Raw genomic sequence first — 15,716 nt, 5'->3', positions numbered from 1 at the left:
AAACAATTCGTACTTAACTTAACCTTGGAGTTCTTTGGCTTGAGTGCGATTAAAGAACATAATTGGGATCATAAGAACCACCAACATAATCACGGCTAACGCGGCCGCCACAGGCCAATCTCGGTTATTGAAGAACTCTTGCCACAAGACTTTACCTATCATCAAAGTATCTGGACCCCCTAATAGTTCTGGTATTACAAACTCACCGACAACGGGAATAAACACCAACATACAGCCTGCAATAATCCCACCTTTAGAGAGAGGTACAGTGATCTGCCAGAAGGTGGATACATTACGGCAACCTAAATCTGATGCTGCTTCTAATAAACTGTGGTCATGTTTTGCTAGGTTGGCGTACAGTGGTAACACCATAAATGGCAAGTATGAATACACAATACCGATGTAGACTGCGAGATCGGTATTCAAGATATGCAACGGCTCACTAATTATGCCTAGGTGCATTAAGAAGCCATTTAATAACCCGTTGTTACTTAAAATACCCATCCACGCATACACTCGGATCAAAATAGCCGTCCAAGTTGGCATCATGATCAGTAACAACAAAATGGTTTGCGTTTCCTTTTTTGCTTTAGAAATCGCATATGCCATTGGGTAGCCAATTATTAAGCAAGCCAAGGTACTGATCAGCGCCATTTTCAGTGAGCTGAGATAAGCGGCTAAATACAATTCATCAGCACTGATCAGCAAGTAGTTACCCATATTGAGCAAAATAATCAGCTGTTCATCAGCCCAACTAAGTAGTTCCGTATAGGGCGGTATGGCTACATCGGCTTGTGAAAAGCTAATCTTAAGTACGATCACAAACGGCAATAAAAAGAAAATAAACAGCCAAAAGAATGGAATTCCAATGACCATTTTACGTCCTAGTTGTTGGATGCATTTATTCATTGCAGAACCACACCACTGTCATCTTCCCAATACAAGTACACTTCATCTTCCCAAGTTGGGCGTTTGACGTGACGCACTGCGTTAGCAATAAACGCTTGAACAATTTTTCCTGAAGGCAATTGGATGTGGTACATCGAAGAGCCACCTAAATAAGCAATGTCGTACACTTTCCCGGTAGTCCAGTTAAAATCAGGGTGGATCAAATCCTCAGGTAAAGTGGTACTGATTAATAATTTTTCAGGGCGCAATGCATAAGTCACTTTTTTGTTTTCAGCTTGAGTACTAATACCATGACCGACATAAATTGGTTGTGGTAAATCGACACATGCAATGGTGGCATGGTCTTGTTCATCTTCAACTAACATGCCATCAAATAGGTTTACATTGCCGATAAATTCACACACTAAGCGGTTGACTGGCGTTTCGTAAATGTCCATTGGGCTACCAATTTGCTCAATACAACCTAAATGCATGATGGCAACGCGTTGCGCCATTGTCATTGCTTCTTCTTGATCGTGGGTTACCATTACGCAAGTCACGCCGACACGCTCGATGATCTCAACCAGTTCTAACTGCATTTGAGAGCGTAGTTTTTTATCCAGAGCTCCCATTGGTTCATCTAATAACAGTAGCTTTGGACGCTTGGCTAATGAACGAGCCAATGCCACACGTTGACGTTGGCCACCTGATAACTGATGTGGTTTGCGTTTTGCGTATTGCGTCATATGAACCAGTTTCAACATCTCAGCCACACGTGCTTTGATTTCTTCTTTTGGTAGTGAGTCTTGTTTTAAACCAAAAGCAATATTTTGCTCAACACTCATATGTGGAAATAGCGCATATGACTGGAACATCATATTAATTGGCCGATCATAAGGTGCCATGTCAGTAATATCGATACCGTCTAAAATAATACGACCTTCAGTTGGCTTTTCAAAACCCGCTAGCATACGAAGCAAGGTTGATTTACCTGAACCTGAACCACCTAGTAGAGCAAAGATTTCACCTTTATTTATGGTGAGCGACACGTTATCGACCGCGAGTGTGTCGTCAAATTGTTTGCTTACACGGTCAATTTTTACCAAGATTTCTTTTGGTTTTGATTGACGCTCTAATGCTTTTTTGTAGGCACTGGAAGTGATGGCCATTTCAATTCTCTTTAAATTTTTTAAAAATAAAAAGGCGTCCTAGTTTGGACGCCTTAATCACACTTAAACTCAAGTATGTGTTTCGGCGCTATCGACCAGTTTTGATCTTGGTCCAAGTACGTGTCATGACACGTTGAGTTTTGGCGGGTAGATCGCTGATCGTGTATATGTTTTTCAGTGTTGCTTCATCAGGGTAAATCCCAGCATTATTACTAATGTCTTGGTTTACAAATGGCGTTGCAGCTTGGTTACCGTTGGCTGCGCTGACTTCATTGGTAATGTTGGCAATCACTTCTGGTGTCATTAAATAGTTCAAAAATACATGAGCGGCTTGAACATTTTTGGCATCGGCTGGAATTGCCATCATGTCAAAGTAACTGCCTGCACCTTCTTTCGGGATCACGTATTCAATTTTGTTGCCATTATTCGCTTCGTTGGCACGATCACGAGCAATGAATAAGTCATTTGAATAACCCACAGCGACACAAATATCGCCATTCGCTAAATCAGAAATATATTTAGACGAGTGGAAGTAACTGATGTTTTCACGAATAGACAAAAACAATGCCTCAGCTTGTTTGATGTCTTCCGGTTTTTGTGTGCCAGTATCTAACCCCAAATAATTCAATGCTGCTGGTAACATCTCTGTCGGGGAATCCAAAAATGACACACCACAGGTCTTCAGTTTTTCCATGTACTGCGGGTTAAACACTAAATCCCAGGAATCGGTTGGCATATCTTCACCGAGTACTTTCTGTACTTTATCGGCGTTGTAAGCAAAACCGATGGTGCCCCATAAATAAGGCATCGCGTATAAATTACCAGGATCACTTGGTGATAGTGCATTCAATAATTCTGGGTTGAGGTTTTTCCAGTTAGGTAACTGAGAGCGATCTAACTTTTGGAAAACACCTGCGCGAATTTGTTTGGCTAAAAAGTTATTTGATGGCACTACCACGTCATAACCTGAACGGCCTGCAAGGAGTTTGGCTTCCAGTACTTCGTTGCTATCAAATACGTCGTATACCACTTTAATGCCGGTTTGTTTTTCAAAATCGCTAATCGTGTTTGGTGCGATGTAGCTGCTCCAGTTATAAACGTGTAGCACTTGCTCATCTTGAGCGTAAGTTTTGCTTGAAGTAAATAAAGCCGCAGACGAGAACAAGGTTGTTACTGTCATTGATGCAGCGAACACAGTCTTTTTGAAAGACACTGAAGTTTTAATAAACATAGTAGGTCCCAAATAATGGATCGGTTGATCCAATGGTTAGCTCACCAACCTAGCTTATAGCCAGCATTCCTTTTGATTTTAGCCTTGGGAGATCACTGATTTGAGTCAGGTTGAACATAAGTTAATTTATTCAATATGACGTTTTCTGAGTTGGATGTATGAAGGGGAAAATCATCCAAACTCGTAGATTTGCAACCTGCGCCCATTAACCTTGCGTTAACGAATAGCGACACTAAACAGACTGTTTACACTGTAAATGTTAACAGTTGAGTGTGGCGGTTGGTACTTTCTTGCGAAGAACAGGGGCGATAATAAAACGAATTTTCAAATAGTAAATCAGAATAATTTTATGGTTTCGATAAGATTTGTTTGTTGTAGAAATGAAGATGTTTTTTAATTTTTGCAGTCATTTCTGAAGGAAATATTAAGGTTACGAGTGTGATTGTTTTTTAACGGCATAAACTTGATTTATCTATGATGGAATTCGGTCGAGATAAGATAGGCATCTTTAGTAAGGTAATGTTATTGTTTCATTATTGTAATGGCAGAGATATATACATTCCTACGCGAATCATCCTTGTTTAAAGGTTAGATGATGGCTCTGAATTCTGCATCTTGAAGTCACTTGGGTATATAGGGAGAGACAATGCTAGTCACCAAATACTATATTGCGGGCAGTATTCTATTTTATGTATTGGCCTTGCTGTGTCCTAATTTTTGGCTGTCGATTCCTCTTGCTTGGATTGCTTTATCTTTGTCGGTTGTCAGTATCGCTTATCTATGCAACTTCCCTCATTTATTTCGTAAAAAGCCAAACGGGGTGATCCCTAATGGTATTCAGCTAGTGCTTGCGCCTTTTTTGATTGGTGCACATTATTATAATTATTGGGCGCGAACTCATGATTCGGTGGCCCCTATTCAACGCATTGATCCTCAGTTGTACTTAGCTCGTCGACTATTTACCAAAGATTTAAAAGAGTTAAAAGCACAAGGTATTACTAGCATTTTAGATATCACCGCTGAATTTCATGGACTACAAAGCCGCAAAGCGAGTCGTGATTTTGAATATTTCAATTTGCCAGTGCTTGATCATAAAGTGCCATCAAAACGGAAGTTATTAAAAGCATTAGATTGGATGGATGTTCAACTCGCTGACTCCAAGAAAATAGTGGTGCATTGTGCATTAGGTCGTGGGCGTTCGGTGTTTGTATTAGCTGCCTATTTATTGCGTCGTTACCCAAGAATGACTATTGAAGAGGTAATGAAAAAAATTCAATCGATTCGTAGCACAGCTAATCTCAATAAGGAACAAATGAAAATGTTAAGGCAACTTGATAAGCAACAAGCATTAGTTTCTGAGCAGACCGTGTGGCTGATTGTGAACCCGGTTTCTGGTGGAGGAAAGTGGGGCACTTATCAAAATGAAATTCTGGAGAAATTTAAAGCTAAATATCAAGTGGAAGTACGAGAGACCACGCCTGAGATCTCAGCAACCGAACTGACTAAAGAAGCGATTAACTCTGGAGCTTCTTTGATCGTCGCAGGTGGTGGTGATGGCACGGTAACAGAAGTAGCAAGTCAATTAGTCCATAGAGATATTGTCCTTGGTATTCTACCATTGGGTACCGCCAATGCCTTGTGTCATGTGCTCTATGGTATTGAGAATAAAATTATTCCAGTTGAAACGGCATGTGGCGCGATTCTAAATGGCGAAGTGACTCAAGTGGATACCGCTTTATGTAACAGCGATTTAATGTTGTTGGTTTCCGGCATTGGTTTTGAACAGCAAATGATTGAATACGCTGAGCGTGAAGAGAAAAATAATGATGGTCAATTGGCTTACTTAAAAGGTTTGTGGAGTGCGATTGCCAATAATGAAACGTTAACAATCCGTATTGCTTTAGATAAACAAGCGCCACAAGAATTAGATGTGAGTAGTTTAGTTGTCGCTAATGCTGCTCCTTTTACTACGCTACTTGCACAAGGTGGGGGAGAGCCGGATTTACAAGATGGTATTTTGGATGTTACCTACATGCCCAGCCATCAAAGTGTTGCCGGACGCTTATTATCACTATCTGAATTGGCTATCTCAGGTTTACTACCTACGGCAGAACCGATAGGGTTTGTGCATAAGCAAGCTAAAGAAGTCACTATATCCAGTGAAGTAACTTTTAAATATGTGATTGATGGTGAACTGTATGAAGCTGAAAAATTGAGCATTCGTATTCAACCTCGTTCATTGAATGTGATGGTACCACGTTGGTTTAATGAGCAATAATATCAATTAAATGGTCTCTTAATTAGAGCCATGGTGTAGGGAGTAATGTGGTTTGGCCTAGTTATTCCCATCTGTGTGATTTATTATCTCACCCAACTTATTTCTTTGTATGAGAACTTTTTAATATGTCTAACCACTCACCAGTGCTTGGTGCCTCGTGGATGCTAGTTGCTGGCTTGTCTTTTGCTGTGGTTAACAGTGCTGCCCAATACATCAGTATTACTTTTTCTATTCCTTCGACCACGGTTGCTCTGCTTCAATACGCTATCGCACTGGTGGCCATCATGCCTTACTTAAAAACATTAGGCATTCGCCGCTCTCTTTATACCAAACATTTTGGCTGGCATGCCTTTCGAGTCTTTTTGTCTGTTATCGGGATTCAACTTTGGTTTTGGGCGTTGGCGTATCCAGTTCCTATTTGGCAAGGTATTGCATTGTTAATGACTTCACCACTGTTTGCGACCGTCGGTTCTGGGATATTACTAAAAGAAAATGTGGGTTGGGCGCGCTGGATGGCGACTTTAGCCGGTTTTGGCGGGGCCATGATCATATTAGAGCCTTGGTCAGACGCATTTAGCTGGGCAACATTATTGCCTGTCGGAGCAGCTTTTTTCTGGGCCTGTTATTCATTGATGGTGAAGAAAATGTCGGTTAACGATTCACCGTCTACCATGGTAGTTTACCTGCTGATTTTACTCACGCCTTTTAATATCTTATTGGCATTACCTGAATGGTCTACTCCAACCGGTTGGATTGTTTGGGGGCTATTGATTGGTGCTGGCGTAATGACAGCGTTAGCGCAATGGGCGATTGTTAAAGCTTATGCCGTGGCAGATGCCTCTTTTGTGCAACCATTTGATTTAGCAAAATTGCCGTTTAATGTCTTTTTAGGTTGGCTTGTGTTTGGGTGGATCCCGACAGGCAATTTATGGATAGGCGCTGCAATTATGATGGCTTCGATCGTGTTTATTACTCAGTGGGAGAGACGTAAGTAAATCAACTTATCCTAAGTACTCTATAACGCAAGTGATGGTAGTTAATCGCTTGCGTTATCATTTATATGTAATCGAAATTTGTCATTCATATTATCTGTGATCAAAATCGCTTCTTTTGACCTATTCCTTCTTTACTCTCCCTTCTTCATTTTTTAACTGAATATCTTCTTATGTCGACATTATTTGCTATTTCACTGACCACTGGATTGCTTTCAGGCATTTGGGGTTGGGTGTCCATTTCTTTGGGTCTGTTGTCTTGGGCTGGCTTTCTCGGTTGTACCAGCTACTTTGCTTCGCCGATTCAAGGCTTGAGAGGTTTAGGTGTGAGCGTACTGACGAACCTATCTGGCGTGATTTGGGCGCTAATCATTATTCATGGTTCGCAATGGTTAGGTAGCGATGTCATTGGTTATATTTTGACAGCATTGGTTTCTTTTTTTATGTGCATTCAAGTGCAGAAACTCTGGTTGAGTTTTATCCCCGGAACCTTCATTGGCGCATGTGCCACCTTTGCCGCTGATGGAAATTGGCAGTTGGTTATTCCTTCACTTTTAATTGGTGGAATATTCGGTTACAGCATGAAACTAAGTGGTTTATGGTTACAGGAGAGAAGCGGAGTAAGCTTGAAACCAAAAGTGATAGAAGAAAAATGAAAGGGGCGATTTTTGTTGCATCATTTCTACGGTATTTTCTGCACTTAATGGTTTCCGTCGGTCATGGTGTTTAGTGGTTAAATTGTTTTGTTATTTTCCATCTAAAAAGGTGTTTATACGTGCCAACATTTTAGTGAATTTACATCAGTTAAAGTTATTGTGTTTAAGTTAGGAAATTAATAGTTTTTAATGAAGATTCACTGCTGTTTTTATCGCCAATTATTGGTTTTTCTTTTATAATCCAAGCACTTTTGTATAGTGAAAAATCATAAAAATAAAAGGATTTAGCATGAAACCGTTTTGGTTGGGTGTCGGTGTATTATTGCCGTTGTTGTCGGCATGTGATGCCAACTCCAGCATTCAAATTAGTAGCGATAAAATTTCGGCTCAGCAAGCACAAACCATTAAAGATAACATTAACACTCAATACCCTAATGCTAGCAATGATGACAGGCAGCAAATCGCCGATGTGGCGGTAAAAGCGATTGAAAATTTAGTGTTTGTGGAAGGGGGAAGCTTTGAAATGGGCGATTTTAAAGCCCCGTGTGAAATTCCAAGCAGAAGAAGAGAGCGTATAGATTGGTCGCCTAACAATGAGTGTTATGCCTCGCTAACCAGTACGTTATCTGGTGGTATGCATTTACATGAAGTTACTCTGGATTCTTATTCGATTGCGAAATTTGAAGCGACATTTCCAGATATGGAAGTGATGCGTAGAGTAAATAATTTTCCAGTTGCAGAGCAGCAGCTTGATGGTACTTCATTCGTTAGAGGAAGTGACGAATTTGAAACGTATCTCGAAAAAAATAAACAATCAGCAGCTTCTACCAAGAGCTGGCAAGAAGCCAAAGATTATTGTTTATGGTTAGGTCAAGTCACCGCTTTACCGTTTGATTTGCCGACCGAAGCGCAATGGGAATACGCGGCGCGTAGTCGTGGCCAACATTATTATTTTGCCACCAATAATGGTTATCGTCAGTTGAGTGAGGGGAACTACTACGATCCTAAAACGGGTTATATGGTGGATTACACCGAGGATGAGGTAAATGCTTCGACAAATATAACAAATGTTGACACTTTCCCGCCGAATCCATTAGGGGTGTACGGTATGAGCAATCAGGTTAGTGAGTGGGTTAATGATTGGTATGCTAAAGATTATTATTTATACTCGCCAGAGCATAATCCGCAAGGGCCAGAAACAGGCACGGAAAAGGTACAGCGGGATGGTGATGGAACCACAATGACATTTTCTCGTTTACATTCATATGGTTATGATTTTTATTACCTTGGTGCTAGCTTTCGTTGCGCGTTACAACAAAAACATTCCGCTACGTAATAGCGGGTAATAAAAAATCCCACCTAACATAATGTGAGGTGAGACTTTAGTTTTCTTATTTAATTAAAACCACTTAGTTATACATATCGACCATTTTGGGGTGTTCTGCCTATGCTAGCTAATTGCACTCCTACTTGATTGCGTTTCATATCAAAACGGTTGCCAGTGTAAGGGGTAAAGGGTCTAGTTGTGCCCTTGATCTGTGCCAGTTTAGTTAGCTTATCTTCTTGTGCTAAGTTGTGTACCCAGTCGTTAAATTCTTGCTGTTGTGCATAGTCTAAAATAGCATTTAAACGAGCAAGGTTATTAAACAAAGATTTATCGCTATTTTGTTTTTTCCCTTCTGGGTTGATTCTGGCTAATACTTCTTCAAACTTGCGCCAACTGTATATGCTATTGCCCAGTAGGTAACAAATTGCCCGTTCTTGGTCTTTTTCCCAGCTGTCATAAAAGGTTTCAGCTAAAGTATCGAGCATCATGCCGATGGTTTCTGGTTGCAGTTTATCAGGGGTAATACCCGACCATGCTTGTTTATTTATAATGTGTCGCGCCAGTATTTCGGCTTCTATTTGTTGCGATTGTCGCCTATTCCACCAAATATTCACTTTAGTAGACCCTGCTAGAATTGCATTTTTCCATGCTTGAGCTGGGTTTGATACGATAGTGACCAGATTAGTGGCAAATGCCATATAGCTAGATTGTGTTAGGTATTCATACATATCATTATTTACATTATCTAGTTGACGATAATCCACATATTGCAGTCCATCCCAGATCACCTGAGCGAGCTCCCATATTTGTTCAAAGTTGACTGTAGCACCAAAGCCACCACTGCCCCCTGCACCCCAAACAATGCGGCCATTGCAATATAAAATCAGCTGGCCATCATCTAAGATAATTTGAAAATCCCCACCAAAACCTGCGCCGACAGATAGGTTTCCTTCAGCTTTTAATTTAGCCAGTTCAGAAAAACTTAACGTAGTTTCTTTTTCTGGATGCTGCCATTCAAGTCCCCCTGAAAGTTCACCCCCAACTTGTGCCCCCACAAAACCTTCAGCTTTTACACCCACTTGACCGGTGGCTTGGTTGACGCCCATACCAACCGATGGTGCTAGCAATATGCTATGGCCAGCTGGTTGTTGGCTATTTTGTGAGCCTTGATTACTCACGCCTGCTGAGCCACTGACCATAGCGCCAGCAAAGCAACTGAGCTTGGCAGTACAGTTAGTACGAAAGCGACCAAAGGAATAGTTCATGGTCTGTTTGTTGGCATCGGTGTAGCTAAGTGATATCGGAAAGCCCGCCTCATAAGGCAGGTATGAAGTAAACTCTACCGAGGCTTCTGCTAGTGAATAGGCGGCCTCTGCTTTAACCCCAATATCAACATTGCCTTTACTCGGCTCAAAGGTGGATTTCACCGCCGCACTGGCACCCCAGCGTAGGAGTTGTGCTTCGGCGCTCGTAGCAAAGCGAGTATCACCATCTTCATTTAAAATATAATGACTGGCTTTCCATTCACCGCTATTCCCCCCTTCGGCTTTCCATTCTTTAAAGACCAATTCGATTTCTGGGTTTTCGATCTTCTTGGTGATGCCGTCTTTAATGTCTTTGATAATGGCATCTTTAAATGCACCCACGTTTCCATCTCGTAACTTGGACAGCATGGTTTGTGTGGTGGTTCTTTTTCGCCAATAGGTTTGCTCGCGCTCTAAAAACTCTGCGCGCACATAAACAAACTGATTTTGGCGTACCGAAAAAACTTCAACAATATGCTTACTAGCTGGTTTAGTGGTTAAGGTTTTACTATGAGTAAAATTCTCTAGTGTGACTGCACTTGTCGCTGGCTTTTGGGGGTTAGTTGTTGGTTCTGCTAATTGCTCATAATAGGTAATTTCTTTTTCAATCGATTGTAGAACTCGAGCCTTTACATCATCAACTGAGCTTTCATCTTTAAGAAAAGGGGGGCGATAGCTAGACACAAAACGTCGGCGTTGTTCAAGTTCTTTTAATTTAGCCTCAACACGTTTTGGGTTGTCATCTTGTGGTGCAGAGGCGGCTTGTGTTTCATTTTTTGGTTGCTCGACAGCAATCGCGCCCGCATTTGCCGCATCAATCGCCCATTGTTTTTTCTTATTGATGTGCTCAAGGTGATCTTGTTCACTGGCGGTTTGTGCATCCGGTGCTTGTTCTAAGACTCGCTGAAAACCTTCGATAAGCTGCTGAGTGTAAGACGCTTCTTCTTCTAAATATTGCTGTGCTTTTTCATCCAAACAATAATATTGCTTGCCTTGCTCTTTGGTAACAAACAACACATTTTTAATGTCCGTACCCTCACATTGTGGAGGCGCTTCTAAAGAGCCTACATTGCATAACGGACGTTTAGGCTCGAGAGGTGCAACCGGGCTGATTGGTTGATTGGTTTCTGCCGTGACTGGCTGTGGCAACCTGATGATATCGCCAATTTGAATCAAATCTGGATTAGGTTGATATTTAGGATTAAGTGCCAGTATTTGGTTAAAATCGACTTGTTGTTGAATGGCGATAGCCAGCAAAGTATCACCATCTTTGACGGTATAAGTTTGGCTCATGCTAATACCTCATGAGATTGAATTTGTTGCATAATATCTGTCATTTTATTGAGCTGAGTGGGGGGCATTTTCCATGAACCTAGTTGTTTAGGAACGATCTCTGGATCGGACCAGTGCGCTTGAAACCATTGGTTGTGATGCCAATAAACCGCATTAATTGGATAGAAGAAATGTTGTCGTTCTTCGTCACTTAAAGCCCCGATAAATGCCAACATAGTTCTTGGTTCATAGTATCGAAGAAAAGTGGGAGTAGCGTTTTTATAGATGGTTAATCTATTACGTAACAGATCGGCAATATGATTTTGTTGAACATGTGAAGGTGCGACAAGTATGCAACCTAAAGGGGCTTGCTCAAATTGAGTTAACCATTTGGTTTGCAGTTCCGGGTAGGAAGTAATATTAACAACCACAGGGCCAAGCTCTAAGTGTTGATAGTGAGTACCACTGAAAAGTGATTCGCTATAAGGCTCACTGAGTTGGTGTTGGTTGATATGTTGGTATAGTTCCACTTTCCAATTCGGCATTAATGATGATTCAATTAATGCGTAGATCATCTTGGATGTATTTGAGGAAATACCGTCTAATGAAGCATTATCCAATTCTTGGATTCTCCAATCAGGATTTAACCATGAATTTTGCATATTCCCCCCACACCACAGTTACAAAGTTCCGTCATTAAGCTGCCAGAATCGACCATTTCAGCGAGTATGTTCGGAGTAATTGAAGCGGGCGGTGTGCTTTCTACAACCGGTGATTTTACCCCATTCGGCAAGGCTGGCATCGCGCCACTAAATCCACTACCACTACCTGCGCTACCACCTGAATTAATGTTGACGCCAGCTCCTACTAAATGAACTCCTGCGGCATCGACTTTAACAAAGCTAGCACCGGCTTTAAGAGTAATTTCTGCTCCGGCTTCGATTACTACTTTGTTCCCTGATTTCACGTGGATTTCATTGGCAGCTTGATTGACGATGACCGAACCTGATTTGATTTGCAGGTTACCGTCAACTACAAAGGTTTGATCTTTAGCGACTTTGCTACGGCTTTCGCCCTCTATCGTGAGGTTGTGATTGTTTTTGATCTGAGTGAACTGGTCATTTTCAACCGTTAAATGCTGGTCGTGATTTACATCGGTGATGTGGTCGTTGAGAGTTTCGGATTTAAAGTCCTTTTGCGCGTGAACATACACTTGCTCTGAGCCAGATTGGTCTTCAAAGCTGATTTCGTTAAAGCCTTCACCTTGGTGAGATTCACTGCGCCATACGGTTTTGGTTTTATTACCCGGCAGTGTGTAAGGCGGCAGGTTTTGTGCGTTGAACGCACGGCCTGTGACAATCGGTTGGTCTGGGTCGCCATTTAAAAACGAAACAATGACTTCATGGCCAATTCTTGGAATGGCGATTTGTCCGTATTGACTACCAGCCCAGCCTTGTGAGACTTGGATCCAACATGAACTATGTTCATTGCCATTGGAATATCTATCCCACGGAAAATGCAGTTTCACTCGACCATATTCATCGCAGAAGATTTCTTCACCCTCTGGGCCAACCACGTAAGCGGTCATGGGACCGTCAACTTGTGGGCGAGTCATCTGTGGCATGCGCCAGGTTTTATCCGCTGGAATGGCGTCAAACTGGTTGGCGTAAGTCGTCGGTTTGCCGCCTGCGGATTCTTCAAGTGCTTGCGGTTGGTCGCCTTGATGAGTGCTGGCGATTATTAGCCAGTTTTTATTAAAGTTGTCATCACTGTGTTCGCTTAATTCAAACTTGGCGCCGCTTTGTAACTGTGGCTCATTACCTTTGCCTTTGGCGGTATGAGCATGGCGTCGCAAGCTATCTAGACGTAGTTGATTGAATTCTTTACCAACTGCGTCATCTTTAAAGCGCCCCGGCGCGTCAAAGTGTTGATAGGTATCACGCTGATAGTCCATATCATTGGCGACGGCCTGCTGACTAAAGGTGTATTGCGGTTTTTTAAAGCTGCTGTCACCACTATGCGCTTCACTGACTTCAAACTGAGTCGTCTTGCTGAATTCTTTTATATACGGCGTTGAACTAATGCCACTGGCCATCACGTTATAAGGCACTGGTGAGTCTAGAGAAGTAATGAGTTGAGAGTCATCCGTGAACAAGACATTGTGTTTACCTTTGAACTGCTCAATGTGATAAACCATGCCTTCTTCAGCGGCAAGGCGATTAATGAACTCAAGGTCAGTTTCACGGTATTGCATGCAAAACTCACGCTGCTTTGGCGTGCGAGTTAGCGCAAAGGCAAAGTTCTGAATGTCCATTTCTTTAAATAAGGTGGTGATGATATCGGACGCAGAAATGGATTGAAAGATACGGCTGTTATGGCGTAAGGATAAACGCTCAATTTCAGGCACGAGAGTTAAAGCATAAAAGGTATGGTGATGACCGGTTTCGCCTTGAGTAAAGTTACGCACAATACCGTTAATTCGTTGCACTACTTCGCCGTCACGATGCATGACAAGCTCGGCTTTTTTGTCCACCATGTCTAAGGCAGTGAAATCCGGCCGGCGACTAGCAAGTTGGATGTCATAACGAAAACCATGGCACCAAGTACCATCAGCGTGCTGAACGGAAGAAAAGTTATCTTGCCCTTGGTAGCTTCTTACCACTAAATCTTCATCATTGATGCCATCGACGAGAATACTAAAGTGTAGCGTTGCCATAGATAAACCTGTTCGTTAAATTTGAAATTCAATAGTGGTCATTTATGTGATTGGATTGAGCACTATGTTTGGAACGGGATTAAGCAATAATTGCGCCATTTTTATTTTGCATTTAAATCAACAGGTTATTTTTTATGTCTTTTTAAGTTAAGCAAAAACTTGCCAGTGGTACGGCAAGTTTTTGCCTAGTAGATGTATGGTGGTTTTTATCAAAAAATCAGATTAACGTAGCTAGTGCCGCCTAGGTCATAGTTTTAAATTTTTTCAAACAAAACTTGACCTGTTAATGACATGCTATTTGCCAGATTTTGTCATTTTGGTAAGCAGTTTTTATCGGTTATGGATTTACAGAAGTAATGGAATATACAGAGCAAGACAGAGACGCAATTTATCATTTATGGATGTCACAAAAAGCCAAGCGGCATTTAACACAAATGGATATGGCAAAGCGTTTAGGGATGACGATCAGTGAGTTTTCTGAAGTGATCCGTGGCAAAGGAGAGATTAGTAAAAGCTTTGTAAGTCGTTTTTTTCAGCAACTAGATATTGAACCGCATACGATTTTACCTTCACTTAAAAACCAGATCGCGCCAGAGAATGCGGTGGTGTATTTGCAAAACCGAATTAGCATTGATGGCGAAATTCAAAATGTACAAATTGATGGTAACCAAGTGATCATTGACTACTGCTGCAAGGTTGCCAAACTTAATTGATATGCTAATGAAATAAACGCCTAGCCAATCATTGTGATCGACTAGGCGTTTAATTAAGGCTTCAAGCTTAGCGCTTTATCAATATCTTCGGCGCTATGACGCTCTTCAATGGCTTCCCAAGCTTCGCCCATCGGTTTATTGACGATACGGCCACGTTGAACAGCAGGACGCTCTAATACCGCTTTTGCCCAACGCTGAACATGAGTGTAACTTTCAACGTCTAAAAATTCAGCGGCATTATAAGCATTACCTAGTACCAAGTTGCCATACCATGGCCAAATGGCGATATCAGCAATGCTGTATTCTTCACCGGCAATGTAAGTATTATTAGCGAGTTGCTTATCGAGTACATCTAGTTGGCGTTTCGCTTCCATAGTAAAGCGATTGATAGGGTACTCATATTTCTCAGGTGCATAGTGATAGAAGTGGCCGAAACCACCGCCTAAATATGGCGCAGAACCTTGTAGCCAGAATAGCCAGTTTAATACTTTAGTTCGATCTTCAATGTTACTTGGAATGAACTGGCTGAATTTCTCGGCAAGATAAAGCAGGATAGAACCCGACTCAAAAACATTGATTGGTGAATCACCACTACGATCAACTAATGCTGGAATTTTGGAGTTCGGATTTACTTCAACAAAACCAGAAGAAAATTGATCACTGTCGCCAATCTTAATTAGAAAAGCATCATATTCAGCTTCAGTCACGCCTTTTGCTAGCAGCTCTTCAAGTAAAATCGTAACTTTTTGGCCGTTTGGAGTACCCATAGAATATAGTTGGATTGGGTGCTCACCGATAGGTAACTCACGCTCAAATCGCGCACCAGCTTCTGGGCGGTTAATACTACCCCAAGTACCGCCTTGTTGTTCGTTGGTCCAAACTTTCGGTGGAATATATTCGTTTGTCATCATCTTCCCTTTTGTTGAGTTTACTCACTATATACCCAAGTAACTTCAAGATGCGAGTTTCAGCAAGAATAAAACAAGCTTTAGGTAAGGCAAATTGAACATGATCATAGTTATTCTATCTCTGTTCAATTTAACGCAGCATAAAGCTTGTTTTAACTTGCCCTTCGGGAGCTTCATCCAAACCTTTATGCAGCGTCAGATTGGTTTGAAAGGTGCCTACATTCCTTCGCCAACCTCCCTTGCCTAAAGGTTTGGATGATAG

General features: G+C 41.7%; 13 protein-coding genes. 6 read left to right on the top strand and 7 right to left on the bottom strand.

The window, feature by feature from the left end:
• Nucleotides 1-18: 18 nt before the first annotated feature.
• The 3 genes from QQJ93_RS02290 to QQJ93_RS02280 all read right to left on the bottom strand — a co-directional run bounded on the left by QQJ93_RS02290 (nucleotide 19) and on the right by QQJ93_RS02280 (nucleotide 3,237).
• A complete protein-coding gene (locus tag QQJ93_RS02290) occupies nucleotides 19-909 on the bottom strand; it encodes an ABC transporter permease subunit (protein WP_089123894.1) in 891 nt (296 codons plus the stop codon).
• Complete coding sequence (gene potA / locus QQJ93_RS02285) at nucleotides 906-2,057, bottom strand: polyamine ABC transporter ATP-binding protein (protein WP_089123893.1); 1,152 nt, start codon at nucleotides 2,055-2,057, stop codon at nucleotides 906-908. The genes QQJ93_RS02290 and potA overlap by 4 nt, the downstream gene beginning before the upstream one ends.
• Nucleotides 2,058-2,145: 88 nt before the next feature.
• The gene (locus QQJ93_RS02280) at nucleotides 2,146-3,237 is read right to left on the bottom strand and encodes a polyamine ABC transporter substrate-binding protein (RefSeq protein ID WP_089124524.1); all 1,092 of its coding nucleotides are present in this window, start codon (nucleotides 3,235-3,237) and stop codon (nucleotides 2,146-2,148) included.
• A 697-nt stretch (nucleotides 3,238-3,934) separates the two neighbouring features.
• On the opposite strand from QQJ93_RS02280, the gene QQJ93_RS02275 reads away from it, so the two are divergent.
• The 4 genes from QQJ93_RS02275 (at nucleotide 3,935) to QQJ93_RS02260 (ending at nucleotide 8,550) form a co-directional block, all read left to right on the top strand.
• The gene (locus QQJ93_RS02275) at nucleotides 3,935-5,566 is read left to right on the top strand and encodes a diacylglycerol kinase family protein (RefSeq protein ID WP_089123892.1); all 1,632 of its coding nucleotides are present in this window, start codon (nucleotides 3,935-3,937) and stop codon (nucleotides 5,564-5,566) included.
• Nucleotides 5,567-5,691: 125 nt separating this feature from the next.
• The gene (locus tag QQJ93_RS02270) at nucleotides 5,692-6,561 is read left to right on the top strand and encodes a DMT family transporter (RefSeq protein ID WP_089123891.1); all 870 of its coding nucleotides are present in this window, start codon (nucleotides 5,692-5,694) and stop codon (nucleotides 6,559-6,561) included.
• Between the two features lie 170 nt (nucleotides 6,562-6,731).
• Complete coding sequence (locus QQJ93_RS02265) at nucleotides 6,732-7,214, top strand: DUF1097 domain-containing protein (RefSeq protein WP_089123890.1); 483 nt, start codon at nucleotides 6,732-6,734, stop codon at nucleotides 7,212-7,214.
• Between the two features lie 289 nt (nucleotides 7,215-7,503).
• The gene (locus QQJ93_RS02260; protein ID WP_089123889.1) at nucleotides 7,504-8,550 is read left to right on the top strand and encodes a formylglycine-generating enzyme family protein; all 1,047 of its coding nucleotides are present in this window, start codon (nucleotides 7,504-7,506) and stop codon (nucleotides 8,548-8,550) included.
• Between the two features lie 77 nt (nucleotides 8,551-8,627).
• On the opposite strand, the gene QQJ93_RS02255 is transcribed toward QQJ93_RS02260, so the two are convergent.
• From QQJ93_RS02255 to QQJ93_RS02245, 3 genes are read right to left on the bottom strand one after another with little or no spacing between them, the layout of a single operon-like run.
• Nucleotides 8,628-11,138 carry a LysM peptidoglycan-binding domain-containing protein gene (locus tag QQJ93_RS02255; RefSeq protein ID WP_089123888.1) on the bottom strand — a complete coding sequence of 837 codons (2,511 nt, stop codon included), beginning with the start codon at nucleotides 11,136-11,138 and terminating at the stop codon, nucleotides 8,628-8,630.
• A complete protein-coding gene (locus QQJ93_RS02250) occupies nucleotides 11,135-11,779 on the bottom strand; it encodes a DUF4123 domain-containing protein (RefSeq protein ID WP_089123887.1) in 645 nt (214 codons plus the stop codon). The genes QQJ93_RS02255 and QQJ93_RS02250 overlap by 4 nt, the downstream gene beginning before the upstream one ends.
• On the bottom strand, nucleotides 11,761-13,833 hold the full coding sequence (locus QQJ93_RS02245; protein ID WP_089123886.1) for a type VI secretion system Vgr family protein: 2,073 nt from the start codon (nucleotides 13,831-13,833) through the stop codon (nucleotides 11,761-11,763). The genes QQJ93_RS02250 and QQJ93_RS02245 overlap by 19 nt, the downstream gene beginning before the upstream one ends.
• A 356-nt stretch (nucleotides 13,834-14,189) precedes the next feature.
• On the opposite strand from QQJ93_RS02245, the gene QQJ93_RS02240 reads away from it, so the two are divergent.
• Entirely contained in the window at nucleotides 14,190-14,546 is a 357-nt protein-coding gene (locus tag QQJ93_RS02240; protein WP_089123885.1) for a helix-turn-helix domain-containing protein, read from the top strand.
• A gap of 53 nt (nucleotides 14,547-14,599) precedes the next feature.
• On the opposite strand, the gene yghU is transcribed toward QQJ93_RS02240, so the two are convergent.
• The gene (yghU, locus tag QQJ93_RS02235; protein ID WP_089123884.1) at nucleotides 14,600-15,454 is read right to left on the bottom strand and encodes a glutathione-dependent disulfide-bond oxidoreductase; all 855 of its coding nucleotides are present in this window, start codon (nucleotides 15,452-15,454) and stop codon (nucleotides 14,600-14,602) included.
• 100 nt (nucleotides 15,455-15,554) lie between these two features.
• Here yghU and QQJ93_RS02230 point away from each other — a divergent pair, with 100 nt between their 5' ends.
• The gene (locus QQJ93_RS02230) at nucleotides 15,555-15,701 is read left to right on the top strand and encodes a hypothetical protein (RefSeq protein WP_284186021.1); all 147 of its coding nucleotides are present in this window, start codon (nucleotides 15,555-15,557) and stop codon (nucleotides 15,699-15,701) included.
• The last annotated feature ends 15 nt before the right edge of the window (nucleotides 15,702-15,716 follow it).

Source organism: Vibrio algivorus, assembly GCF_030161215.1.
Classification (GTDB): Bacteria; Pseudomonadota; Gammaproteobacteria; order Enterobacterales; family Vibrionaceae; genus Vibrio; species Vibrio algivorus.
This window is presented reverse-complemented; position numbering and strand designations above follow the sequence as displayed.

What these genes read in the sequence shown, in the direction of transcription:
- QQJ93_RS02270 (WP_089123891.1), top strand. Translation starts at nt 5,692, where the DNA reads ATGTCTAACCACTCACCAGTGCTTGGTGCCTCGTGGATGCTAGTTGCT.
- QQJ93_RS02245 (WP_089123886.1), bottom strand. Translation starts at nt 13,833, where the DNA reads ATGGCAACGCTACACTTTAGTATTCTCGTCGATGGCATCAATGATGAA.
- QQJ93_RS02255 (WP_089123888.1), bottom strand. Translation starts at nt 11,138, where the DNA reads ATGAGCCAAACTTATACCGTCAAAGATGGTGATACTTTGCTGGCTATC.
- QQJ93_RS02260 (WP_089123889.1), top strand. Translation starts at nt 7,504, where the DNA reads ATGAAACCGTTTTGGTTGGGTGTCGGTGTATTATTGCCGTTGTTGTCG.
- QQJ93_RS02240 (WP_089123885.1), top strand. Translation starts at nt 14,190, where the DNA reads ATGGAATATACAGAGCAAGACAGAGACGCAATTTATCATTTATGGATG.
- QQJ93_RS02250 (WP_089123887.1), bottom strand. Translation starts at nt 11,779, where the DNA reads ATGCAAAATTCATGGTTAAATCCTGATTGGAGAATCCAAGAATTGGAT.
- QQJ93_RS02265 (WP_089123890.1), top strand. Translation starts at nt 6,732, where the DNA reads ATGTCGACATTATTTGCTATTTCACTGACCACTGGATTGCTTTCAGGC.
- QQJ93_RS02280 (WP_089124524.1), bottom strand. Translation starts at nt 3,237, where the DNA reads ATGACAGTAACAACCTTGTTCTCGTCTGCGGCTTTATTTACTTCAAGC.
- QQJ93_RS02230 (WP_284186021.1), top strand. Translation starts at nt 15,555, where the DNA reads ATGATCATAGTTATTCTATCTCTGTTCAATTTAACGCAGCATAAAGCT.
- QQJ93_RS02275 (WP_089123892.1), top strand. Translation starts at nt 3,935, where the DNA reads ATGCTAGTCACCAAATACTATATTGCGGGCAGTATTCTATTTTATGTA.
- yghU (WP_089123884.1), bottom strand. Translation starts at nt 15,454, where the DNA reads ATGACAAACGAATATATTCCACCGAAAGTTTGGACCAACGAACAACAA.
- potA (WP_089123893.1), bottom strand. Translation starts at nt 2,057, where the DNA reads ATGGCCATCACTTCCAGTGCCTACAAAAAAGCATTAGAGCGTCAATCA.
- QQJ93_RS02290 (WP_089123894.1), bottom strand. Translation starts at nt 909, where the DNA reads ATGAATAAATGCATCCAACAACTAGGACGTAAAATGGTCATTGGAATT.